We start from the raw sequence: 23,499 nt of genomic DNA, 5'->3' as shown, positions 1-23,499 counted from the left end.
GTGTGCTGGTGAGCGAGGCGAAGGTCAGTCCGCAGCGGATCGCGCAGGCGCTGGGCCTGCACCCGCCGACGCCGGAGCAGGCCGCGGTCATCGCCGCGCCCGCCGAACCAGCGCTCGTCGTCGCGGGCGCGGGTGCGGGCAAGACCGAGACCATGGCCGCGCGCGTGGTCTGGCTCGTCGCCAACCAGCTGGTCACGCCGGAGCGCGTCCTCGGCCTCACCTTCACCCGCAAGGCCGCGCGGCAGCTCGCCGACCGGGTCCGCGCTCGACTGCGCCGGCTCGCCGGGTCGGGCCTGCTCGACGAGGTCGACCCGAGCGGGCAGCTGCGCTCCACGGTCCTCACCGAAGAGCCGACCGTGCTGACCTACCACGCCTACGCCGGGCGGATCGTCGGCGAGCACGGGCTGCGGGTGCCGGTCGAGCCGGGCGCGCGGCTGCTGAGCGAGACGGCGTCGTGGCAGCTCGCGCACCGCGTGGTCGGGACCTGGACCGAGGACCTCGACACCGACAAGGTGCCGTCCACGGTGACCAGCTACGTGCTGCACCTGGCCGGGGAGCTCGCCGAGCACCTCGTGGACCCGAGCGACCTGCGCGACCACGCCGAGCGGCTGTGCCAGGTCATCGAGAACGCGCCCCGCGCCAAGGGACAGCGCGCGAACCTGCCGCAGGAGCTGGTGAAGGTCGTCGCCACGCAGCAGCTGCGGGTCGCACTGCTGCCGCTGGTCGAGGAGTACGCGCAGAGCAAGCGGCGGGAAGGCGCGATGGACTTCGCCGACCAGATGTCGCTCGCCGCGCTGCTGGCCGCCGAGCACCCCGAGGTGGTCGCGGGCGAGCGGGCCCGCTACGGCGCCGTGCTGCTCGACGAGTACCAGGACACCGGGCACGCGCAGCGGGTGCTGCTGCGGTCGCTGTTCGGCCAGGGCGACCCGCTGCCGGTCACGGCGGTCGGCGACCCGGCGCAGGCGATCTACGGCTGGCGCGGCGCGAGCGCGGCGAACCTGCCGCGCTTCACCACCGACTTCCCGCGCGAGGACGGCCGGCCCGCCCGCCGCTACGGGCTGCTGACCAGCTTCCGCAACCCACCGGAGGTGCTGCGGGTCGCCAACGCGGTGTCCGAGCCGCTGCGCCGCACCGGTCTCGAGGTCGACGAGCTGCGCGCCCGGGACGACGCCCCGCCGGGCGACATCCGGCTGGCCCTGGCCGGGGACGTCCGCGAGGAGCTCGAGTGGGTCGCCGACCAGATCGCCACCCAGTGGCAGGCCGCGCTCGACGAGACCGGCACGCCCCCGACGGCCGCCGTGCTGGTGCGGCGCCGCGCGGACATGGCCGACATCGCCGCCGTGCTGCGCGAACGCGGGCTCCCGGTGGAGGTCGTCGGCCTCGGCGGGCTGCTCGACGAAGCCGAGGTGCGCGACCTGGTCAGCGCGCTGCGCCTGCTGGTCGACCCGCTCGCCGGCACCGCCGCGATGCGGCTGCTCACCGGCTCCCGCTGGCGCCTGGGTGCCGCGGACATCGCCGCGCTGTGGGACCGGGCGCGCGAGCTCGGCGCGCAGGCGGTCGCAGAACCCGGCTCCGACGACCCGTCCGCCGTGGTCACCGCGGCGCTGCCGGGCGAGAACGCCGAGCAGGCCGGGCTGGCCGACGCCCTCGACGACCCCGGTGACCCGTCGCGCTACTCCGCCGCCGGGTACGAGCGCATCCGCAAGCTCGGCACGGAACTGGCCAACCTGCGGCGGCGCCTCGACCAGCCGCTGCCCGAGCTGGTCGCTGACGTCGAGCGCACCCTGCTGCTGGACATCGAGAGCATCGCGCGGTCGGTGGGGCCGGGCCGGATCCACCTGGACGCCTTCGCTGACGTGGTCACCAGCTTCGCCACGACCAGCCCCTCGGCGACCCTGCCCGCGCTGCTGGACTACCTGTCGGCCGCCGAACGCGCCGAGGACGGGCTGGAACCCGGCGAGGTCGAGGTGGCCGAGGACCGCGTGCAGGTGCTGACCGTGCACGCGGCCAAGGGGCTGGAGTGGCAGGTGGTGGCGGTGCCGCACCTGGTCCGGGACGTCTTCCCCGGCAAGCGCAAGTCGTCGTCCTGGCTGCGCTCGGTGACCCAGCTGCCCGCCGAGCTGCGCGGCGACGCCGAGGACCTCCCGCGGCTCGACCTCGACCGGCTGTCCGGCATGGACCGCAAGGAGATCAGCGAGGCGCTGCACCTGCACGACGAGGAGTTCGAGGAGCGGCGCATCGCCGAGGAGCGCCGGCTGCTCTACGTGGCGGTCACGCGCGCGGAGCGGACGCTGCTGCTCTCCGGGCACTGGTGGGGCGAGAACGGCGACAAGCCGAAGGGCCCGTCGGCGTTCCTCCGGGAACTGGCCGAGGTGCTGCAGGACTCCGGGGCGGGCGTGCTCGACCGCGTGGCCCCGGAACCCGCCGAGGACGAGCCGAACCCGCTGGCCGAAGCGGTGCGCAGCGCGGAGTGGCCGGTCGACCCGCTGGGCCCGCGGCGCGCGGCCGTGGCCGAGGGCGCGGAGATGGTGCGCGCGGCGATGTCCGAAGTGGACTCCGCGGAGCCGGACGAGGACGACGAGGAGGGCTGGGCCCGCGACGTCGACGTGCTGCTCGCCGAGCGCGCCGCGGCCGCGCAGCGCCGCGAGCAGGTCCGGCTGCCCGAGCACCTGTCGGTCAGCCAGCTCGTGGAGCTCGCTGCGGACACCGACGGCCTGGCGCGGCGGTTGCGCCGCCCGCTGCCCTTCCCGCCGAACCCGATGACCCGGCGCGGCACCGCGTTCCACGCCTGGCTGGAGCACCGGTTCACCTCCTCCGCGCTGCTGGACGTCGACGAACTGCCCGGCGCCGCCGACGAGTCCGCGCCGCTGCAGGAGGACCTGGAAGAGCTGCAGCAGGCGTTCCTCGCCGGATCGTGGGCGGACCGCACCCCGCACCGGGTGGAGGTGCCGTTCGAGACGCAGGTCGAGGGGATCGTCCTGCGCGGCCGGATGGACGCGGTGTTCCGCGACCCCGACGGCGGCTGGACGGTGGTGGACTGGAAGACCGGCGCGGTGCCCGGTGCCGACCGGCTGCCCGCGCTGTCGGTGCAGCTGGCGGTCTACCGCCTGGCGTGGGCGGAACTCTCCCGCACACCGCTGGAGAAGGTGCGCGCGGTGTTCCACTACGTCCGCCACGACCACACCCTGCGCCCGGTGGACCTGCTCGACGCCGACGGCCTCCGCGAGCTCATCACGTCGGTCCCCGAAGCGGGGTCGTAACACCTTCGAGTGGCGGAGCTTGAGCCGGCGTGGCGCGGCGGACGAGTATGCCCGCGATGAACACGCACTGGAAGCTCAGCGCCCCACCGGACCTCGAAGTGCACGTGGACACCGACGTGCTCGCCATGCGCGCGCCGCTGGTGCGGGTGCACCGCGACGAAGCCGGGACCTGGTCCTTCGACGGCCCCGGGCAGACCCCGCGCCCGTCCAAGAAGACGGTGCTCAGCGCGGTCCTCGGTGCCTGGCCGCACGTCGCCGCGCTGTCCGACCTGGGCGCCGGTGCCGCGGCCGTGTGGTCGTGGAAGCAGCACGGCTGGGCCAGCGAGTTCGCCTGCGAGTGCGGGTCCTGCGAGCAGCCGGTGGCCTCGGACATCGACCGCCGCAGCTGGCCGCAGGAGCTGCAGCCGCACACCATCGTCAGCGTCGAGCAGGCCGCGCTGTCCGGCCAGGTCGCGCTCACCGACATCATCTCCACGCCCGGCGGGACCGCCCTCCTCGGGCCTGGCGACCACCGCCGCACCGCCGACCTGATGACCCCGGTCGCCCTCGCCAACGTGATCCGCCGCTGGCCGCACACCATGCAGGCGCTGCGCATGCTCAAGGACGGTCGCGGCATGCGCTGGAACCCCGAGGGGCTCAACTGGCACGAGTACGTCGTGGCGTGACGCGCCCCCGCGCGGCGGGGTGTCAGGCGTTCTCGGTGAGCTGCGGGTGCTCGAGGAGGCGGGAGTAGAGGACCTCCAGGAGCCAGCGGCCGAAGAGCGACGACCCGAACTCGGCGGTGCGGTCCTCCGGCGCGATCACCAGCTCCGCGAGGCCGTTCTCCGCCACGTTGACCGCCCCCACGCCGTAGTAGTCCAGCTCGAGCATGCGCAGCGGCCGGTACGGCTGCTGCGACGGCAGGACCACCGCGCACGGCGCCAGGGTCAGCAGGGTGCCGCACGCGCGCAGGGCGAAGCGCGGGTGCGCCACCGGGACCAGCGCGCCGAGCAGGTCCACCGCGGGTACCGGCACGTGGTCGTGCTCGGAGGGCTCGGCCCACGAGCGGAACCAGGACGGATTGAGCTCAGGGCCCCAACCGTGGTGACTGCGCCACCGGTGGACGTCCTGGCGGATGCGCACCACAGCGGTGAACTTCGCGCCGAGGACCTCCACGTCCGGGATCAGGTGGCCGTGCCACCCCAGGGCGCGGGCCGCGTGCTGAAGCTGCTGCACTGGGGCATCGTAGAACGCCGCCGCGGCGCGTCGGGGCCAGGTCTTCCGCCCTGCAGGAGAACCCCTGGTCCGAGCCCGGGGTGCCGCCTCGCGCCGGGCGCCGCGCCGGGGGCTACTGTCTGCGCCGTGAGCGGTCGCGGAGTCGGGGAGACGTGGTGATGATGCGGCGCAGGGCCAGGGCGTTGGCGCACCCCCTGATGCGCGGGCGCGCCGACGAGGAAGCGCTGACCAACCTGCCGGACCACGCCCTGGTCGGCGTGATCAGGATGCCCGGCACCACGAGCAGCCCGGTCCGGTCCATCATCCGGCGCATCATCGGCGCGACCCTCGCGCTGGCCGCCACGGTGGTGCTGGTCTACATCGGCCGCGACGGCTACCGGGACAGCGCGGGCGGCGAGCTCAGCCTGCTCGACTGCGTCTACTACGCGTCGGTCTCGCTGTCCACCACCGGCTACGGCGACATCACGCCGGTCAGCGACCTGGCGCGGCTGACGAACGTGCTGGTCATCACGCCGCTGCGGGTGCTGTTCCTGATCGTGCTGGTCGGTACCACACTGGAAGTGCTCACCGAGCGCTCTCGACAAGCGTTCAAGATCCAGCGCTGGAGGTCCAAGGTGCGCGACCACGTGGTCGTCATCGGGTACGGAACCAAGGGCCGGTCAGCGGTCACCGCACTGCTCGGCGAGGAGCACGAGCCCGGCCGCATCGTGGTGGTCGACACCGACCACACCGCGCTGGAGGCGGCGTCCGCGCAGGGCCTGGTCACGGTCAACGGCTCCGGCACCCGCTCCGACGTGCTGCGGGTGGCCGGCGTCACCCGCGCCCGGGCCATCGTGGTGGCCCCGGCCCGCGACGACACCGCGGTCCTGGTCACCCTGACCGCCCGCGAGCTGGCGCCGAGGGCGCAGATCGTGGCGGCGGTGCGGGAGGCCGAGAACGTGCACCTGCTGCGGCAGTCCGGGGCCGACTCGGTGGTGGTGTCCAGCGAGACCGCGGGGCGCCTGCTCGGCATGGCGACCACCACGCCGTCCGTGGTGGAGATGTTCGAGGACCTGCTCACCCCGGACGCGGGGCTGGCGATCGCCGAGCGCGAGGTCGAGCAGCAGGAGGTCGGCGGCTCCCCGCGGCACCTGCCCGACATCGTGCTCGGCGTGGTGCGCGAGGGGCAGCTGTACCGGGTCGACGCGCCGGAGGCGGACGCGATCGAGGCCGGCGACCGCCTGCTGTACGTGAAGAAGGTGACCCCGGCCGAGCCCTGATCCCCGCGACGCGCGGTGGTTCCGCGACTGCTCGCCGTGCACCGCCGGGATGCTGGCACCATCTGTGTCGTGGGTAGGCAACGAGGTTCGGCGTCGGTCGCGCCGATCCTGCTTGTCCTGGTGCTCCTCGGCATCGTGCTGGCCGGGGTGGCGGTGTGGCCGCTGTGGGCGGCCGCGGACCGGGAGCGCGCGATGCGCCCGGCGACGGCGACCGTCGTCGAGCCGCGCCCGTGCGGCAGCACCCGGGCGGAAGGGGACCTGGTCGAGGTCGAGATCGACGGCGAGGTGCGCCGCGCGTCGTTCGACGGCTGCGGGCACAGCCCCGGCCAGCGGCTGCAGGTGCTGGTCCCGGTCGCCCCGGCCGGCGAGCTCGTGGTGCGCCCGGCCACCGCGGACGACTCGAAGCTCGACCAGCTGGCCGACCGGGCCACCTGGACCCTGCTCGCCCTCGCCTGCGTCGCGGGCGGCGGCTACGCCCTCATGCTGGGCCGGCGTCGGCTCAGCTGACGTAGGAGGCATCGGCCAGCCAGGTGTTGCACTCGGTGATCTCGTTCTTGTAGAAGCCCTGGTCGACCCAGGCGCTGTTGTTCGCGGTGGTGCCGTGGTCGCGCACGGTGGAGTGCTCGTCGCCGCGACCGCGCGAGTCGTCCAGCGCCGGGAAGATGTAGTCGTTGCTGACGCCGCCGTTCTGCAGCGCGGCCAGCGTCATCCCCTCGAAGCACGTCGCCTGCAGCTCCGAGCGGCGGGTCAGCTCCAGCCCCGCCGGGGTGTCCCGGCCGCCCGCGTCGTAGGCGGCGTCGCCGAAGGCGGCGCTGATGCCGGACATGCCCTGCACGGCGTGGCCGAACTCGTGCGCGAACTGCCCGAGGTACGCGCCCGGCTCGACGAGCTGCTCCTGCTCGGCGTAGTACCGGGCGGTCATGTAGATCGTGTGCGTGCCCGGGCAGTACATCGCGGTCTGGTTCCACTTCCGCGTGCCGCACGGGGTCTCGACGTCGCTGCCGGTGGTGACCACGTCCGGCGTGCGGACCGGCAGACCGGCGTCCTCCAGCATCGGCCGCCACGCGGCCATCAGGCACGGCAGCGCGGCGTGGTAGAAGCGGTCCTGCGAGGCGACGTCGGTGCCGAAGGGGGGCAGGTCGCACGGGGTGGTCACCGCGCCGTTGCCCGGGACGTTGATCGGGTGGTCGCCGAGCCTGGCCACCGGGCGGGCCTCGTCGACGTGCTCGTCCTCGCTGGTCACGGAGGTGGTCTCGGAGCTGGTCGACTCCTCGCTGGAGCTCGACGTCGTGGTGGTCCAGTCGTCGCTCGTGGTGGTCTCGCTGCTGCTCGTGGTGGGGCTGGTGTCGTAGTCCGACGCGCGGTCGGAGGTGATCGCCGACGCCACCGCGCCGATCATGGTGATGCCGAACATCGTCACGCCGACCAGCACCAGCGCGACGATGATCCCGGCGTTGCTCTTGCGTCCCGGCGGCCGTCCGGGCGGGAGCGGCGGTCCGGGCGGAGCGCCGCCCCACGGCGGCGCCGGACGGCCGGCCTGCGGCGGCGGGACCGGGCGGACGCCGGGCGGCGGCAACGGGGGACGCTGCGGCCACGGACCCGGGCCCGGCGGCGGGGGAGCGCCGTGCGGGGGCGGTGGCTGCGGGCGGGCACCGCGAGGCTGCTGCGGCGGCCACGGCTGCTGCGGCGGTTGCGGCCGGTGCGGCGGTCGAGGCGGCTGCTGGGTCATCCGGTCTTCCTCGCGGTGTGTCTGATGTGGACGGTGGAGTGCGGCTCAGCGGTCCGCCACCGGGCGTCCGCTCCCGGCAGTGGTTTTCGTGTCGATCTCTCCGTTCGCGGACCGAAGCTTAACGTCGGGCCGCTATGGTTCGGGCCGTGTTGACCAAACGGGGACTGCTGACCGTGCTGGCCGGGCTGCTGCTCGGCGCGCCCGTTCCGGCCGCTGCGCAGGAGCAGCCGGTCGACGCGCCGCCCGGCGCGGTGTCCAGTGAGGTGCACCTCAAGCTGGAGCGCGACGGCGTCGTGTCGGTCACCGAGCAGGTCACCGTCCCCCCGGGCGGGCCCGTGACCCGCACCGTGCCGCTGCGCCAGCCGGTCGGCCCGGGCGAGGACCGGGTCTTCACCGTCCACGACGCCTCGGTGGACGGCGGTGGCGAGGTGCGGGTCGACGACGACGAGGTGCACGTGTCGCTGCGACCCGGGACCTCGACGCTGCGGTACCAGGTGCGCGGTGCCGTCGCGGACGCCGGCGACGTGCAGGAGGTGCGCTGGCAGGCGACCGGCGGCTGGGAGGTGCCGGTGGAGCGCGTCGAGGTGTCGATGCTGGCGCCGAAGGTGCCGCAGGCGATCCTGTGCCTGGCCGGGCCGATCGGCAGCACGGACCGCTGCGACGAGTTCGAGATCACCCACACCCAGGAGATGCGGGCGGTGACGAGCGGTCTCGCGCCCGGCGACCGGGTGGACATCACCTTCGCGCTGCCGGCGGGCACGGTCCCGGCGACGGCGATGACCGAGGAGTACTTCAGCCTGGCGAAGGCGTTCTCGCTGACTCCCGGGACCGGTGTGGGGCTGGCCGCGATCGGGCTGGTCGTGATCGGCGGTCTCGGCCTGGTCTGGTACGCCCGCGGTCGCGACGTGCGGGCGTTCGCCGAGGACGTGGGCCGGGTCGACGTGCTCATGACGGACTCGCGCGGCACCGTCACCTTCGCGTCCCCGGACGGCGTGCTGCCGGGCCAGATCGGCACCGTCGTCGACGAGCGCGTCGACCCGGTGGACGTCACGGCGACCGTCATCGACCTCGCGGTCCGCAACTACCTGCTCGTCGAGGAACTGCCCGACCAGGACTGGCGCTTCGTCCGGCTCAACCCCGCGGACGACGCGCTGCGCCCGTTCGAGCGCGCGGTGTACGACCTGCTGGTCGGGACGTCCGCGGAGGTCCGCCTGTCCCAGCTGCGCGGCCTGGACCTCAGCCGGGTGCGCGACGCGCTGTACGCCGACGTCGTGGAGAAGGACTGGTTCGCCCGCCGCCCGGACGCGGACCGGAACCTGTTCTGGTGGGCCGGGATCGCCGTCGTGGTCGGGGGTGCGGCGTTCACCGCGGTCCTGGCGCTGACGACCTCCGCCGCCCTGGTGGGGCTCGGCGTGGTGCTCGGCGGCGTGGCGATGATGGCCAGCGCCCGCCTCATGCCCGCCCGGACGCAGCGCGGCAGCGCGCTGGTCATGCAGGTCCGCGGTCTGCGCGGCTACCTGCACGAGGTCACGGTGGACTCCCTGCCGCCCGCGGACCGCGAGCTGGTGTTCTCCCGCTCCCTGCCGTACGCGGTGGTCCTCGGCGAGACCAACCGCTGGCTGGCGGAGTTCGCCGGCCTCGACCCGGCCGCGGACGGCACTCCGGGCCTGTACTGGTACTCGGCCCTCGGTGAGGCGGCGGACCTGCAGGGCTTCCGCCGCGCCTTCCCGGTGCTCGTCGAGCGGCTGAACGCGGCGCTGAAGCGCTGACCAGCATGTTCAATCCCAGGCGAGCCGAAGAACGTTACACCACAGCGCATTTCGTGACGATCTCGTGATGCTGCCGCCGAACAGGTGATGTTGACCCGCTTCTTCGCTGGTGGGAACCGTTCCGAACCCGCTTGCGTCACGCTAGAGTGACGACACTTCATGGGGGATCGCAGAACCAGAGGGGTCTGGGATGACAAGCGCGGAGAGTGCGGGGTTCGCTGGGGCGGCAGAGGGCATCAAGGCGGTTGCTGCGCAGACGCAGTGGGTCAACCAGCAGGTCGGCGCCGGGATGCTCTCCCTGGAGCCGGAAGCGGCGGAGAAGGCCGCCAAGCACTGCGAGGACGAGATCCGCGAGCTGCAGCAGCTCTTCCGAGAAGCGCAAGCCATCAACCGTGTGACGGGCTTGGGGGACTACCCGGACGGTCAGCAGTTGGCGAAGCGGTTCGAGGACAAGGCCACCGATCCCACGGCAGGCGCCCTCACGCTCGTCCGACAGATGCAGGACGAGCTGCAGAAGATGGCGGACGCCTACCGGGCAGCGGCCAAGGACTACCGTGCCATCGACGAACAGCACGCCCAAGACATCCAGCGAGGTATGAAGTGAGCACTTTTCCCCGGTCCGTCGTCGCCGTCACCGCTGGGCTGAGCCTCCTCGGCCTCGCAGCGTGCTCCGGAGGCAGCGAGGGGCAGAGCGGCTCGGAGGAACAGCCTCCCACGTCGGCGGCTGCCGGGTCCGGCCTGGCGCAGTTCGACCCGTGCGGCTTCTTCAAGCCTGACGAGTTGACGTCGTGGGGGGTGTCGATGACGTCTGAGGAGTTCTCGCCGGTGGACTTCGAGCCCGGGTGCCAGTGGGAGGGCGAGAACATGGGCGTGACGCTGCAGAAGAACGTCACGGAGACGGTCGAGTCCTACGCCCGCTCGAACTGGGACAAGTACGAGCAGCGGTCGCTGGGCGGCCGGAACGGCGCCATCGCGATCACGGCGGGCGGTACTGGCATGGGGGGCTGCAACGCCCTGGTCGACGCGGGCGGTGGCGTCGTCATCTACGGCGTCGACGGCTACAAGCGGGATTCCGTCGACGCCTGCGCCGAGGTCGAGAAGATCGCCAGCCAAACGGCTTCGAGACTTCCTGAGTGATGGGAGCTAGGGGGAGTCATGGGTTTTGGGGATTGGGTCGGGGATCGGATCAACGACGTCAAGACCGCCGTGCACGACGCCGGTGCCACCGTCCTCGGGTACGACACCATGGCCGAGAAGGAGGCCAAGGAACGCGCCGAGAAGGCGTCGAAAGCTGGTGAGCGGGAACGGGACCAGCTGGACCAGCGCAACCAGGCGCTGCAGGACGAGGTCTACGGGTTCGACCCGCCCGGCATCTCCCAGTGCGTGAACTGGTCGAGCTTCAGCCACGCGGAGATCTACCGCACGAACCAGGACACGATCAAGGAAGCGCAGGCGAACGAAGTCGGCGACGCCTGGGTGAAGTTCGGCAAGGCCCTTCGCGAGCGGGGTGAGAAGTTCGACACCAAGCTCAAGGAGATCATCAGCGGCGGTTGGCAGGGTGAAGCCGCGGAGCAGGCCAAAACCCTCGGCGAACCCGTCAGGAAGTGGATGGAAGGCAGCGGTGCTGCCTTCGAGATGACCGGCAACAACCTGAAGACCGTCAGCTCCGCTGCCGGGCAGGTCAAGGCGACGGTCCCGGAACCGGAAGGGCACAGCTGGGGGCGGACCGCTGTAGCGACGATCGCAGCTGGGCCGTTCGGCGCCGGTGGTGACGCGCTCGCGCAGATGAAGGAGCGCGAGGAGGCCGAGAAGGCCGCGCAGGAAACCATGGCGCGCGTCTACAGCCCGACGTTCACCAACGTCGACGCCCAGATGCCCAAGTACCAGACGCCGGAAGGCAGGACGGTCTGCCCGCCGCCCGTGCCACCGCCGCCGCCCACCGACTGGGGCCGCGGCATGGGCGATCCCGGTGGCCTCAGCAACGGCAGCGTCACGGGCGGGGGCGGCCCCGGCGGCACCGGAGGTGGCCCCGGCGGCTACAGCGGCGTCGGCTCGGGTGGTCCCGGCGGTCACGGCGGAGGCTACGGCAGCGGTGGCGGTGGTGGTTACACGCCGCCGTCCCAGACCGGTAGCCAGTGGGCCAGCGACGACCCGACGAAGCTCCCAGGTCCCGGTACGTTCGGGCCCGGTGGCCCGGGTGGCGGTGCTGGAAGCATCGGCTCGGGTGGAGGAGCTGCGGCGATGGTCGGTGGCCTCGGCGCCGGTGGTGCGGGTGCCGCCGGGCTCGGGCGGGGTGCTGCGGGCGCCGGCGGCATGGCCGCTGGTGGCCGGGCCGGAGCCGGCGGGCTCGGTGCTGGGGGCGGAACCGGCGCGGGGGCGACCGGTGCTGCCGGTGCCGCTGGTGCACGTGGTGCCGGTGGCGCCCGCGGCATGATGGGTGGCATGGGCGCCGGTGCGCGCGGCGGCAAGGGCGGCGAGGACGAAGAGCACGAGCGCCCGTCGTGGCTCGAGGAGCAGGACGACATCTGGATGAACGACATGCCCAAGACCGCGCCCCCGGTCCTCGGCGAGTAGCAGTACTTCGATGCGTTCTGGTGAGGGCTCGGCCGAGCCCTCACCAGAACACGCCAACCAGGAGGAACGACAACGGTGAGCGTGTTGGGTCGCTGGCAGTTGCTGCCAGTACATCTCGACGTCGTCTGCAAGTACTTGGAGATCGACGCGCTGACGCTCCCGCTCAACGTCCGCTCCGTCGGGCGCACCACCGAGCAGCTCGGTCTGATCGCCCGGGCGGAGACGGAACGCATGGTCGCCGCGGGGATCCTCGTCAACGACGAGATCGAGCCGCACCTCGCCGAGGCGCTCAAGCTGCTGGGACACCCCTACCTGTGGGTGGACTCGATCTGGTTCCCGAAGGCCGGGGACGACCACTGCTGGCGCACGGTCGCGGCGGTGACCGAGGGCAACCGGATCGTGCTCGGGGTGCAGGCCCCCAGCGACGACCCCGCCTACGGCGGGATGCTGACCGTCGAGGTGCACGAGAACGTCCCGCTGCCACAGGTGCTGCTGCCGACGCTGCCGCCCGCGCCTCCGGGCAACCGCGGCCCGGTCCGGGTCCCCGCCAGTTCGTTCCGCACCGAGCAGTCCGAGGAGGACGAGCCGGGCAGCTTCATGCAGACCGCGATGCCGACGCGCGGGAGCAGCGGTGATCGCGAGTACGAGCTGTACCAGGCGATCGGCCGCACCCAGCACGTACGGTTGGGCCAGATCGCGGCCAACCTCCGCGACCAGTACGGGCGGACCAAGCGCTCGTCGGTGGTCAAGTGGTTCGACAACGTCGAGCCGGACGGCCGCTACCTCGACCACAACACGCGTGGCAGCACCGGGGAGCAGATCTACATGCTCACCCCCGCCGACGCCCGCACGATCGGCGCGGAGATCGACCGGCTGGTGGCCCAGGTGCGGTGAGGGCTCGTGCCCGTGCGCTGCGCGCACGGGCGATTCCGAAGCGTGATGAAGGGGGCACGCACAGCTGCGGCCACCGCACGTAGGCTGCATGGCATGGTCGAACCCCAGCTGCATCGCGTTACGTTGCCCAACGGGCTGCGCGTGGTGCTGGCACCGGACCCGGCAGTGGGCCAATCGTCAGGGCGGGCTCCTGTGGTCGGTGTCAGCGTGCACTACGACGTGGGCTTCCGTTCCGAGCCGGAGGGGCGCACCGGTTTCGCGCACCTCTTCGAACACCTGATGTTCCAGGGCAGTGAGAGCCTGGAGAAGCTGGCGCACTTCCGCCACGTGCAGGGATCCGGCGGCACCTTCAACGGTTCGACGCACCAGGACTACACCGACTACTACCAGGTGCTGCCGTCGGCCGCGTTGGAGCGGGCGCTGTTCCTCGAGGCGGACCGGATGCGGGCGCCGAAGATCACCGAGGAGAACCTGCGCAACCAGGTGGACGTGGTCAAGGAGGAGATCCGGCTCAACGTCCTCAACCGCCCCTACGGCGGGTTCCCCTGGATCCTGCTGCCCCCGGTGCTGTACTCGACCTTCGCCAACGCGCACAACGGCTACGGCGACTTCACCGACCTGGAGCAGGCGACGGTCGACGACTGCGCCGCCTTCTTCGACACCTACTACGCGCCGGGCAACGCGGTGCTCACGGTGGCCGGCGACATCGACGTCGAGCGCACCATCGACCTGGTCGAGAAGCACTTCGGTGACGTCCCGGCCCGCGAGGTCCCGCCGCGCCCGTCGTTCGCCGAGCCGTTCCCGGCCAGCGAGCAGCGCGGCACGCACCAGGACGCGCACGCGCCGCTGCCCGCGGTCGCCCTCGGCTACCGGCTGCCCGACCCGGTCGGCGAGCTGGACGCCTACCTGGCCGACGTGGTGCTGGCCGCCATCCTCAGCGACGGCGACGCCTCGCGCCTCCAGCAGCGCCTGCTGCACCGGGAGTCGCTCGCGGTCGACGTGCACGCCGGGTGCGGCCTGATGGGGGCGCCGCTGGACGCCCGTGACCCGGACACCTTCACCATCACCGCGATCCACACCCCCGAGGTGGGGCTGGACCGGGTGGTCGCCGCCATCGACGAGGAGCTCGACGCGCTCGCCTCGGAGGGCCCGAGCGCCGACGAGCTGGCGCGCGTCACCGCCCGCTGGGCCGCCAGCCTCCACCGCGAGCACGATCGGGTGATTTCCCGGACGCTCGACCTGGGCAGCGCCGAGCTGCTGCACGGCCGCGCGGAGCTGATCTCCGAGCTGCCGGAGCGGATCGGCGAGGTCACCGCCGAGGGCGTCGCGGCGGCCGCCAAGGCGCTGCGCGCCGACGCGCGCGCGGTGCTGGAGATCGAACCCGCTGGTGACGAGAACGGAGGTGCGGCATGACCCGCGCAACGCACCGCAGCGCCGAGGAGATCGGCCGCACCGAGCTGGGGCCGCGGCCGCTGCCGCCGCTCGGCGAACCCCGCACCGGTCAGCCGCCGGAGACCGTGGACACCGTGCTGGGCAACGGGCTGCGCGTGATCGCGGCCCGGCACGGCGTGGTGCCGATGGTCGAGCTGCGGCTGCGGATCCCGTTCGCCGGCGAGGCCCCGGAGCACCCGGCGCGCGCCGAGCTGCTGGCCGAGACGCTGCTCACCGGCACCGAGCGGCGCAGCCGCGTGCAGATGGACACCGACCTGGCCGCGGTCGGCGGTGACCTGCACGCCTTCGTCGACCCGGAGCGGCTCAGCGTCACCGGCAACGCCCTGGCCTCCGGCCTGGACACGCTGCTCGACGTGCTCGGCGACGCGCTGACCGGCGCCGCCTACCGCGACGAGGAGATCACCGGCGAGCGCGCCCGGCTGGTCGAGCGCATCGCCGTGGCGCGTTCGCAGCCGCGCGTGATCGCGCGGGAGGAGCTGCAGCGGCACCGCTACGGCGACCACCCGTTCGTCCGCGAGGTGCCGCAGGCCGAGGAGGTCGCCGCGGTCACCGCGGAGGAGGTCCGGGCCCTGCACCCGGAGGCGGTCCTGCCGCGCGGTTCGGTGCTGGTGCTCGTCGGCGACATCGACCCGCAGCAGGCGGTGGCCTCGGTCGAGCGCGTCCTGGGCAGCTGGGAGTCCGAGAGGAGCGCCCAGGAGCTGCCGGCGCTGCCGGAGGTGCGGGGCGGCGACGTGAAGCTGGTGCACCGGCCGGGCGCGGTGCAGTCGCAGCTGCGGTTCTCGGCGCAGGCGCTGCCGCGCACCGACCCGCGGTACCCGGCGCTGCAGATCGCGAACCTGACCTTCGGCGGGTACTTCTCCTCGCGGCTGGTGGAGAACATCCGCGAGGACAAGGGCTACACCTACGGCGCGCACTCCTCGTTCGAGTTCACCCCCGGCAACGGCACGCTGCTGGTGGACGCCGACACCGCGAGCGAGGTGACCGCCGCCGCGCTGCTGGAGACCCGCTACGAGCTGGCCCGGCTGGCCCTGGTGCCGCCGACCGAGGCCGAGGTCGAGTCGGCCCGCCAGTACGCCATCGGCGGCCTGCTCACCTCCACCGCGTCGCAGTCCGGCATGGCCTCGACGCTGCTGTCGCTGGCGGTGGCCGGGCTGGCGCAGGACTGGCTGGTGGAGCACCCGGAGCGGCTGCGCGAGGTGACGGTCGAGCAGGTGGCCGAGGCGGCGAAGTGGTTCGCCCCGACCTCGTTCACCGGTGTCGTCGTCGGTGACGCGGACCAGCTGGCCGGCCAGATGCAGCTGCTGGGTGGTGTGGTGCTGCCGTGATCGAGACTTCCGGTGAGGCGGGCGAATGACCTCCAACGCGTGCGCGGGACCCGGTTTCCAGCTGGACGCCGCTCCGCTGCTGTCCCGGTCCACGGTGGACCGGCGGGAGCAGCTGCGGGACGTCCCCGACGGGGGCGCCGAGCTGTGGGCGAAGGGCCGGGTGGTGCTGGTCGACTCCCGGGGCCGGACCCCCATCGACGTCGACGCCGGGCTGGTGACCCACCCGACCGCCGACTTCGGTGAGCGGCCGGCGCCCGGGGCGGTGCTGCTCGGCGTCGAGTCCGGGACCAGCTACTGGGCGCTGCGCAGCAGCCACGACGGCGCCCAGGAGGGCTGGCGCGACCTGCGCAGCGGCGGCGCGCTGCTCAACGACACCGACGCGGGGCTGTTCACCACCGCCGTCGGCCTGTTGAGCTGGCACGACCACGCCCGCTACTGCGCGGTGTGCGGGGCGGCCACGACGCAGGTGCGCGCGGGCTGGGCGCGGCGCTGCACCGGGTGCGACCGCGAGGAGTACCCGCGGACCGACCCCGCGGTGATCTGCCTGGTGCACGACGGCGCGGACCACGTGCTGCTGGCCCGCCAGCCCACCTGGCCGCCGGGGCGGTACTCGGTGCTGGCCGGGTTCGTCGAGGTCGGTGAGTCGCTGGAGGCGTGCGTGGCGCGCGAGGTGGCGGAGGAGGTCGGCGTGGAGGTCAGCCACGTCCGCTACCTGGGCAGCCAGCCGTGGCCGTTCCCCCGGTCGCTGATGCTGGGCTTCGCCGCGATCGCGGACCGCTCGGCGCCGCTGGTCCCGGCGGACGGCGAGATCGAGGACGCGCGCTGGGTGCACCGCGAGGAGGTGCTGGCCGCGCTGGAGTCGGGCGGCAAGGCGGTCGGCGGCCTCCGGATGCCCCCGAGCGTCTCCATCGCCCACCGCATGATCCGCGGCTGGGCGACCTGGCAGGGCTGAGCCCGGGGCCGGCCGGGACGCCCGGCCGGCCCCGAGCCGCGACACGCCGCCCGGTCCCCCGGGGTGTGACCCTGATCGGGGGACCGGGTCTGCGAAGATGCCGGGCATGGCCGATCAACCGCGACTCCTGGAAGGTCTCGACCCGGAGCAGCGGCAGGCGGTCATCGCACCACGCGGACCCGTGTGCGTGCTGGCCGGCGCGGGCACCGGCAAGACCCGCACCATCACCCACCGCATCGCCTACCTCGTGCAGCGCGGCCTCGTCGCGCCGCAGCAGGTGCTGGCGGTCACCTTCACCGCCCGCGCCGCGGGGGAGATGCGCTCCCGGCTGCGCGCGCTGGGGGCGGCGGGCGTGCAGGCCCAGACCTTCCACGCCGCGGCGTTCCGGCAGCTGCGCTACTTCTGGCCGCGGGTGCACGACACGCCGATGTGGCAGCTCACGGACAACAAGTTCCGGCTGGTCGTGCAGGCGGCGAACAAGGTCGGGCTGTCCACCGAGAAGGAGGACGTCCGGGACCTCGCCGGCGAGATCGAGTGGGCCAAGGCCTCGCTCGTCGGCCCGGAGCAGTACCCGGCCGCGGCCGCGGCCGCCGGGCGGGACGTCCCGGTGCCGCCCGAGCAGCTGAGCAAGGCCTTCGCCGCCTACGAGCAGCTGAAGAACCGCGCGCAGGCCCTCGACTTCGACGACCTGCTGCTGCACATCGCGGCCATCCTGGAGGACCAGCCGGACGTCGCCGAGGAGTTCCGCAGCCGCTACCGGTCCTTCGTGGTGGACGAGTACCAGGACGTCAACCCGCTGCAGCAGCGCGTGCTCGACGCGTGGCTGGGCAACCGCGACGACCTCACGGTGGTGGGCGACGCGAACCAGACGATCTACTCCTTCGCGGGCGCCTCCCCGAAGTGGCTGATCGGGTTCCCCCGCCGGTTCCCGGAGGCCACCGTGGTCCGGCTGGAGCGGGACTACCGCAGCACCCCGCAGGTGGTGGCGCTGGCGAACCAGGTCATCGGCGCGGCCCGGGAACGCCCGGCAGGCACCCGGCTGAAGCTGGTCGGCCAGCGCCCGGACGGCCCGCAGCCGGACTTCGCCGAGCACGAGGACGAGACCCAGGAGGCCGAGGCGGTCGCCCGCGGCATCGCACAGCTGGCCAAGCGGGGTGTGCCGCTGTCGGAGATCGCGGTGCTGTTCCGGGTCAACGCGCAGTCGGAGGTCTACGAGAAGGCGCTGGCCGACGCCGAGATCCCGTACCAGGTGCGCGGCGGGGAGCGCTTCTTCGCGCGGGCCGAGGTGCGGCAGGCGATGGCCGCGCTGCGGACGGCCGTCGCCCGCGACGACGGTGCGCAGGACCTGCCGGCGACCGTCCGCGACGTGCTGCGCGAGGTCGGGCTGACCGACGAGCCGCCGTCCGGTGGGGCCGCCCGCGAGCGCTGGGAGTCGCTCATCGCGCTGGTGGAGCTCGCCGAGGAGCTGGTGGAGACGGTGCCCGAGGCGGACCTGGCCCGCTACGTCGCGGAGCTGGACGCGCGGGCCGACTCCCAGCACCCGCCGACGGTCGAGGGCGTCACCCTGGCCTCGCTGCACGCGGCGAAGGGCCTGGAGTGGGACGCGGTGTTCCTGGTCGGCCTGGTGGAGGGGACGCTGCCGATCCAGCACGCCGACACCGACGCGGCCATCGAGGAGGAGCGCCGCCTGCTCTACGTCGGCGTCACCCGGGCCCGCGAGCACCTGCGCCTGTCGTGGGCGTTGTCGCGCGCCGGCAGCCGGCGCTTCCGCAGGCGCAGCCGGTTCTTGCACGGGCTGGTCCCGGACGACCACCCCGCCGCGCTGCCGAGCCGGGCGAAGCAGCGCGAGCAGCTGCCGCGGCCGTCCAAGCCGGTCAAGCCGCGCTGCCGCATCTGCGGCGCGCCGCTGGTGAACACGATGGACGTCAAGCTGGGGCGTTGCGCGGACTGCCCGTCCGATGTGGACGAAGACCTGCTGACCCAGCTGAAGGCGTGGCGCAGCGAGCGGGCGCGCCAGCTGAAGGTGCCCGCCTACGTGGTGTTCACCGACGCGACGCTGACCGCCATCGCCGAGCAGCGCCCGACCGACGAGAGCGCGTTGGTGGGCATCTCCGGGATCGGGGCGTCGAAGGTGCAGAAGTTCGGCTCCGACGTCCTCGCACTGGTCCAGGGCGAGCGGCCCGACATGCGGTGAAACCGCTGGTCACAGGACCATTTCAAGCGATCGAGGGGTTTTCTCGAAAAATGCGTTGCGGCGGGGACAGCGGTCCCCATAGCCTGCAAGAGCGCGAGTCGTGGTCGGCCGGACCACGATCCTGAGTCCTGGAAGGGGTGGCAATCGTGAAGACGTTCTCCATCAACGCCACCCCGAGCAACCGTGTGGCCGGGGCCATCGCGCGTTTCCGTGTTTCTCCTGCGCCATTCGCCGCTGACATGTCCGCTGCTCAGGTGGACGCCGCGCATGGCGGAGAGTTCCAGCCGCGTTGGTTCCGCGCGCTCCCGGTGAGCGCGGTGGCCCCGCGTCGGTCCGCACGTGGGCGAAACCTCGATCTTGTGATCTAGGAGCGCCTGCACAGGCTTGTCGAAGGCCGCGGACCGGTGAACGGGTCCGCGGCCTTCTTGGCGTTGCCGGAAAAACCACTTCCTTCCACAACCACGACTTGTCATCCACGACTTGTCATCGATCGATCACAGGAGGACGTCGCATGTTGACCGCGGGTGTGCCGATAGGGAACTCGGACACCGACGTGCAGCCAGCTGTCGACACCGTCGCCGGGCTGTTGGACACCGCCGGCCTGGACGACTCGTTGCCGTGCCGCCGGGACCCGGACCTGTGGTTCGCCGAGAACCCACGGGACCTGGACCAGGCCAAGGCCTTGTGCGCCGACTGCCCGATCCGGCCCCAGTGCCTGGCCGGCGCGCTGTCCCGCGGCGAGCCGTGGGGCGTCTGGGGAGGCGAGATCTTCGAGCGCGGTGCGGTGGTGGCCCGCAAGCGCCCGCGCGGCCGCCCGCGGAAGCACCCGCGGCCCGCGGACGAGCCGACCGCGCCGGGCCGCCAGGGGCAGGCGGCGTGACACCGGGTGCGGTGCTGCGGCACCGGCCGGGACGACTGGGGTACGTGACGACTGGGGAACGTGACGACTGGGGAGATGTGATGAGCCCGGAACAGATCATCCACGTGCGCATGGACGAGTTGCGAGAGGAGGCGCAACGCCATCGACGGGCCCGCAGGATGACCGCCGGTCGCTGGTGGCGGCGGCTGGCCGCCTACGCGGAGCGGCGGGCCGAGTGCGCGTCGCGACAGCGCTGAGCGGGCGTGCTGCGGGTCGTGCGGTCGCCGTCGGGAGAGACCGGCGGCGACCGTGACGGCAAAACCGTCGCGGCGGGCGTGGCGCGCCCCTAAGCTGGTCGTCCGTGGCCACGCATTCGCACGACAACATCGACTGGGACGCGCACCTGCAGCGGTTGCGGGAGGCGGACGAGCTCAACGCGCCCGAGACCGCCGAGCTGGTCGCCCGGCTGCTGCGGGCGGACGACCGCACCGTGCTGGAGATCGGCGCCGGGGCAGGCGGCACGGCCGCGGCGTTCGCCGCCGCGCTGGGCGACACCGGCGGCGAGGTGGTCGTGGTGGACACCGCGCCGGAGCTGCTCGCGGCTGCCGCCGAGCGGGCGGGCTCGGTGTCGGACCGGGTCGCCGTGCACGTGGTCCAGGCGGACGCCGCAGCGGACGGGCTGGCCGAGGCGGTCGCGCAGACCGGCGCGCCCACGCAGGCCGACCTGGTCTTCGCCGCGTTCGTCGTGCACCACCTGCCGGACCAGCTCGCTGGGCTGCGCCGCCTCGCGCAGCTGGTGCGCCCGGGCGGGCAGCTGGCGATCGTCGAGTTCGGGCTGCCGACGAGGGTGCTGCCCGACGACCTCGGCATCGGCGAGCCGGGCCTCGAGGCACGGCTCATCTCCGCGCACGACCAGTGGTTCCGGCGGATGCGCGCCGAGATGGACGGCTCGGTCCGGATGCCGGTGGGCTGGGGCACCGCGCTGGCGGAGGCGGGCCTGACCGGCGTGCGCTCGTGGAGCTACCTGGTCGACCGCCCGGCCCCGCTGGACGCGCTCGGGCGCAGCGCGGTGCTGCGGCGCCTGCAGCTGCTGCGCAGGCACGCCGAGGAGTTCGTGGACCAGGACGACCTGCGAACGCTCGACGAGCTGCTGGACGAGGGCGGCGAGCACTACGTCGGGAACCGGGACGACGTCTACTTCCTGGCCACGCACACGGTCCACGTGGGCGTGCGGGAGTCCGCGGGCGACCCGGCGTAGCCGGAGCGAGCCCGGCCGACGTCCCCGTGGCGCACGCTGCGGAGGTCGGGCCCGGCACGGCCACCGCCGCGTCGTCGGACGGGCCGGGTGGTCGGCAAGCCGGTCAGTCGGTGAAGCCCGGCTGCCACCGCTCGATGATGTCGAGGACGTCGACCTCCGCGTCGAGCTGGCACAAGATCCCGATCGCGCCCAGCGTCACCCGGTGGATGAGCAGGTAGTCCGGGGGCAGGTTCAGCCAGCGGCCGGTGCGGAAGTCGGGGCTGCGCAGGTCGCCGACCCGCTCGGCCTGCCGCTGCAACCAGCGCCGGGTGAAGTGGAACGTCGTGGTGCGGACGGGGTCGACGAACGGCGCCAGGTAGGCCATGACGTCCTCGGCCGCCAGCTCGTGGCCGGGCTGCACGAACCGCTCGGCACGCAGCAGTTCGAGCAGCTCGTCGGGCGTGCCGTCCAGGGCCAGCCGGATCATGCGGCCGAAGGTGGCGGGCAGGCCGTGGGGCAGCCGGGCGACCGCCCCGAAGTCGATCACGGCGAGGCGTCCGTCCGGCAGCAGCATGAAGTTGCCCGGGTGCGGGTCGGCGTGCAGCAGGCCGACCCGCGCGGGAGACGAGTAGTGGAACTCGGCGAGCAGCCGGCCAGCGAGGTCGCGCTGCTCACGGTCGCCGTCGGCGATGATCTTCGAGTACGGGGTGCCGGTGACCCACTCCGTGACGACCACCTTCGGCGAGCTGGCCACCACGGCGGGCACCCGCACGTCCTCGGCGTTCTTGAAGACCTTGGCGAAGGCGCGCTGGTAGTCGGCCTCGGTGCGGTAGTCCAGCTCCTCGACCATCCGGTCCTGCAGCTCGGCCAGCAGCGGCTTGACCTCCGCGCCCGGGGCCAGTGACTGGAACAGCCGGGAGAACCGCGTGAGCTGGCGCAGGTCGGAGCGCAGCGCCTCGTCCGCTCCGGGGTACTGCACCTTCACCGCGACCTCGCGCCCGTCGTGCCAGACCGCCCGGTGCACCTGCCCGATGCTGGCCGCGGCGGCCGGGGTGTCGTCGAACTCGCTGAACCGCTTGCGCCAGCCGCTGCCGAGCTGCTCGTCGAGCACCCGGTGCACGCTGCCTGCGGCCATCGGCGGGGCCGCGGCCTGCAACTTGGTGAGCGCCTCGCGGTACGGCCCGGCCATCTCGTCCGGCACGGCGGCCTCGAAGACGCTCAGCGCCTGGCCGAACTTCATGGCGCCGCCCTTGAGCTGGCCGAGCACGGAGAACAGCTGCTCAGCGGTCTTGGCTGACGTCTCGGCGCTGATCTGGGCCGCGTCCTGGCCGGCGAGCCGCTTGCCCCAGCCGGCCGCCAAGCGGCCAGCGACGCCGAGTGGCAGGCTGGCGAGCTTCGCGGTGCGGTGCGCTGCTCGGCGCGGGATGTCGGCCACGAATTCTCCTTGGTGCGCGCAGGAAAACCCCTCTCGAGGTTCGAAGGCACCCTCCAGGTGCGATTCGAAATCGAGGAACCCAGTCACATGCTAGAGGTTTGTGCGCGTGCCTTGGGCGGCGTCGCCCATGTTCTTCGCCGACATTGCGTCGCGAGGCGCATTCGACTGCTCCGCTGATCCGTCGAAAGCGGCGGATTCGGCGTTTCGGGCGCAGTCGGTGGAATGGCCGAAAACGGCTGGAGCGCGCTCGGCGGGCGGCCGGCCGCGGGGCGCGCTGGGCGCCCGGGGCGGGCCGCGGCGGCCGGGAAGCGCGATCGTCCCCCCGACGCACCGGCCGCGGGGCCGCTGCGGGGCCCGGCGAGCGCCGGGGGCCTGGCGGGTGGGCCAGCGGCGGCCCACCCGGGCCCGGTCAGGCCTTGCCGAGGATGCGGGTCATCTTGGTGCCGCAGACCGGGCACGTGCCCTTGGCCATCCGGCGACCGTTGGTCTCCGAGACTTCGCCAGGGAAGTCACGCTTCTCCCGACATTTGACGCAGTAGCCGTTGTACGTCTCGGCCACGGCTCCCCTCCTTCTGTCGTGACCCAGCTCGCTGGCCGGATCGTCTGCTGCCCTGCTCCGGGCGGCTGGGGGAACGGTACATGTGGGCTATTCAACATGCATCCAAGAAGAGCATCGCATGTTCGACTTAATTGAGTAATCCCCCAAGAGGTCACGGTGCGTGATCGTTGTGGTGCGGCTCACCGGGGGATCCGATTGTCGGCTCTTCTCGCTAGGGTCCAGTTCCGTGGCTGAACCCCAGGTCGAGGTGCGCCGCAGCAAGCGCCGCCGGCAGACGGTGAGCGCGTATCGCGACGGTGACAAGATCGTGGTGCTGCTCCCCGCGCGGATGACGCGCGCGGAGGAAAAGCGCTGGGTGGCGGACATGCTCAGCCGCCTCCAGCGGAGCGAGACGCGCCGGCGCTCGCCGGCGCGCGAGTCGGACGAAGCGTTGGTCGCGCGGTGCCGGGAGCTGTCCGCGCGGTACCTGGACGGCCGGGCCGAACCGAAGGGGGTGCGGTGGGTCCGCCCGATGCGGACCCGCTGGGCCTCCTGCACGCCGAGCGAGGCCACCATCCGGGTGAGTCGACGCCTCCGAGATGTACCCGGATGGGTGCTGGATTACGTGCTCGTCCACGAGCTGGCGCACCTGCTCGAGCCCGGGCACGGCCCGGACTTCTGGACGTGGGTGCGGCGCTACCCGAAGACCGAGCGCGCGATCGGCTACCTCGAGGGGCTGTCCGCCGCCGCGCAGCTCGGCCTGAGCCTCGACGGCGACGACGAGGACGGCTGAGGCAGCGCCGCCGC

Annotated in this window: 22 protein-coding genes; 18 read left to right on the top strand and 4 right to left on the bottom strand. The window is 73.0% G+C overall.

Going from position 1 to position 23,499, the window contains the following annotated elements; all coding sequences use genetic code 11:
* The first annotated feature begins 5 nt into the window (after positions 1 to 5).
* Positions 6 to 3,260 (top strand): ATP-dependent helicase, encoded by a 3,255-nt coding sequence (locus HNR68_RS25420; protein WP_218889762.1) that lies wholly within the window; start codon positions 6 to 8, stop codon positions 3,258 to 3,260.
* Positions 3,261 to 3,316: 56 nt separating this feature from the next.
* Positions 3,317 to 3,925 (top strand): hypothetical protein, encoded by a 609-nt coding sequence (locus HNR68_RS25415; RefSeq protein ID WP_246330533.1) that lies wholly within the window; start codon positions 3,317 to 3,319, stop codon positions 3,923 to 3,925.
* A gap of 22 nt (positions 3,926 to 3,947) precedes the next feature.
* Here the strand turns inward: HNR68_RS25415 and HNR68_RS25410 are convergent, their stop codons facing one another.
* Positions 3,948 to 4,475, bottom strand: coding sequence for a hypothetical protein (locus HNR68_RS25410; protein ID WP_179724232.1), 528 nt, complete (start codon positions 4,473 to 4,475; stop codon positions 3,948 to 3,950).
* Between the two features lie 197 nt (positions 4,476 to 4,672).
* Between HNR68_RS25410 and HNR68_RS25405 the strand changes: the two genes are divergently transcribed.
* Positions 4,673 to 5,734, top strand: a complete 1,062-nt coding sequence (locus HNR68_RS25405) for a potassium channel family protein (protein ID WP_246331396.1) — start codon at positions 4,673 to 4,675, stop codon at positions 5,732 to 5,734.
* Positions 5,735 to 5,803: 69 nt separating this feature from the next.
* Positions 5,804 to 6,241 carry a hypothetical protein gene (locus tag HNR68_RS25400; protein WP_179724230.1) on the top strand — a complete coding sequence of 146 codons (438 nt, stop codon included), beginning with the start codon at positions 5,804 to 5,806 and terminating at the stop codon, positions 6,239 to 6,241.
* On the opposite strand, the gene HNR68_RS25395 is transcribed toward HNR68_RS25400, so the two are convergent.
* Positions 6,234 to 7,463: a neutral zinc metallopeptidase gene (locus HNR68_RS25395; protein WP_179724229.1), complete on the bottom strand. Its 1,230-nt coding sequence runs from the start codon at positions 7,461 to 7,463 to the stop codon at positions 6,234 to 6,236. The genes HNR68_RS25400 and HNR68_RS25395 overlap by 8 nt on opposite strands.
* A 146-nt stretch (positions 7,464 to 7,609) precedes the next feature.
* On the opposite strand from HNR68_RS25395, the gene HNR68_RS25390 reads away from it, so the two are divergent.
* The 13 genes from HNR68_RS25390 to HNR68_RS25330 all read left to right on the top strand — a co-directional run bounded on the left by HNR68_RS25390 (position 7,610) and on the right by HNR68_RS25330 (position 20,740).
* Complete coding sequence (locus tag HNR68_RS25390) at positions 7,610 to 9,232, top strand: DUF2207 domain-containing protein (protein ID WP_343050403.1); 1,623 nt, start codon at positions 7,610 to 7,612, stop codon at positions 9,230 to 9,232.
* 190 nt (positions 9,233 to 9,422) lie between these two features.
* Positions 9,423 to 9,836: a hypothetical protein gene (locus HNR68_RS25385; RefSeq protein ID WP_179724227.1), complete on the top strand. Its 414-nt coding sequence runs from the start codon at positions 9,423 to 9,425 to the stop codon at positions 9,834 to 9,836.
* Positions 9,833 to 10,369, top strand: a complete 537-nt coding sequence (locus HNR68_RS25380; RefSeq protein ID WP_179724226.1) for a DUF3558 family protein — start codon at positions 9,833 to 9,835, stop codon at positions 10,367 to 10,369. The genes HNR68_RS25385 and HNR68_RS25380 overlap by 4 nt, the downstream gene beginning before the upstream one ends.
* An 18-nt stretch (positions 10,370 to 10,387) precedes the next feature.
* Positions 10,388 to 11,806, top strand: a complete 1,419-nt coding sequence (locus HNR68_RS25375) for a PPE domain-containing protein (RefSeq protein WP_179724225.1) — start codon at positions 10,388 to 10,390, stop codon at positions 11,804 to 11,806.
* 75 nt (positions 11,807 to 11,881) lie between these two features.
* Positions 11,882 to 12,700, top strand: coding sequence for an ESX secretion-associated protein EspG (locus HNR68_RS25370; RefSeq protein WP_179724224.1), 819 nt, complete (start codon positions 11,882 to 11,884; stop codon positions 12,698 to 12,700).
* 93 nt (positions 12,701 to 12,793) lie between these two features.
* Positions 12,794 to 14,113, top strand: coding sequence for a M16 family metallopeptidase (locus tag HNR68_RS25365; protein ID WP_179724223.1), 1,320 nt, complete (start codon positions 12,794 to 12,796; stop codon positions 14,111 to 14,113).
* The gene (locus HNR68_RS25360) at positions 14,110 to 15,477 is read left to right on the top strand and encodes a M16 family metallopeptidase (protein ID WP_179724222.1); all 1,368 of its coding nucleotides are present in this window, start codon (positions 14,110 to 14,112) and stop codon (positions 15,475 to 15,477) included. The genes HNR68_RS25365 and HNR68_RS25360 overlap by 4 nt, the downstream gene beginning before the upstream one ends.
* 25 nt (positions 15,478 to 15,502) lie before the next feature.
* Positions 15,503 to 16,429, top strand: coding sequence for an NAD(+) diphosphatase (gene nudC, locus HNR68_RS25355; RefSeq protein ID WP_179724221.1), 927 nt, complete (start codon positions 15,503 to 15,505; stop codon positions 16,427 to 16,429).
* A gap of 106 nt (positions 16,430 to 16,535) precedes the next feature.
* Positions 16,536 to 18,623 (top strand): ATP-dependent DNA helicase UvrD2, encoded by a 2,088-nt coding sequence (locus HNR68_RS25350; RefSeq protein WP_179724220.1) that lies wholly within the window; start codon positions 16,536 to 16,538, stop codon positions 18,621 to 18,623.
* A 146-nt stretch (positions 18,624 to 18,769) separates the two neighbouring features.
* Positions 18,770 to 18,991 carry a hypothetical protein gene (locus HNR68_RS25345; protein WP_179724219.1) on the top strand — a complete coding sequence of 74 codons (222 nt, stop codon included), beginning with the start codon at positions 18,770 to 18,772 and terminating at the stop codon, positions 18,989 to 18,991.
* Positions 18,992 to 19,134: 143 nt separating this feature from the next.
* Positions 19,135 to 19,503, top strand: coding sequence for a WhiB family transcriptional regulator (locus HNR68_RS25340; protein WP_179724218.1), 369 nt, complete (start codon positions 19,135 to 19,137; stop codon positions 19,501 to 19,503).
* Between the two features lie 80 nt (positions 19,504 to 19,583).
* Positions 19,584 to 19,739 (top strand): hypothetical protein, encoded by a 156-nt coding sequence (locus HNR68_RS25335; RefSeq protein WP_179716385.1) that lies wholly within the window; start codon positions 19,584 to 19,586, stop codon positions 19,737 to 19,739.
* A 104-nt stretch (positions 19,740 to 19,843) separates the two neighbouring features.
* Entirely contained in the window at positions 19,844 to 20,740 is an 897-nt protein-coding gene (locus tag HNR68_RS25330) for a methyltransferase (protein WP_179724217.1), read from the top strand.
* A 103-nt stretch (positions 20,741 to 20,843) separates the two neighbouring features.
* On the opposite strand, the gene HNR68_RS25325 is transcribed toward HNR68_RS25330, so the two are convergent.
* Together HNR68_RS25325 and HNR68_RS25320 are read right to left on the bottom strand one after the other, a co-directional pair.
* Positions 20,844 to 22,154, bottom strand: a complete 1,311-nt coding sequence (locus HNR68_RS25325) for an AarF/UbiB family protein (protein WP_179724216.1) — start codon at positions 22,152 to 22,154, stop codon at positions 20,844 to 20,846.
* Positions 22,155 to 22,563: 409 nt separating this feature from the next.
* Positions 22,564 to 22,713: a DUF5679 domain-containing protein gene (locus tag HNR68_RS25320; protein WP_179724215.1), complete on the bottom strand. Its 150-nt coding sequence runs from the start codon at positions 22,711 to 22,713 to the stop codon at positions 22,564 to 22,566.
* Positions 22,714 to 22,939: 226 nt separating this feature from the next.
* Here HNR68_RS25320 and HNR68_RS25315 point away from each other — a divergent pair, with 226 nt between their 5' ends.
* Entirely contained in the window at positions 22,940 to 23,485 is a 546-nt protein-coding gene (locus tag HNR68_RS25315; protein WP_179724214.1) for a YgjP-like metallopeptidase domain-containing protein, read from the top strand.
* The last annotated feature ends 14 nt before the right edge of the window (positions 23,486 to 23,499 follow it).

It is taken from the genome of Saccharopolyspora hordei, from assembly GCF_013410345.1.
GTDB classification, from domain to species: Bacteria; Actinomycetota; Actinomycetes; order Mycobacteriales; family Pseudonocardiaceae; genus Saccharopolyspora; species Saccharopolyspora hordei.
The sequence above is the reverse complement of the archived record's forward strand: the minus strand, read 5'-3'. Positions and strand labels throughout refer to the sequence as shown.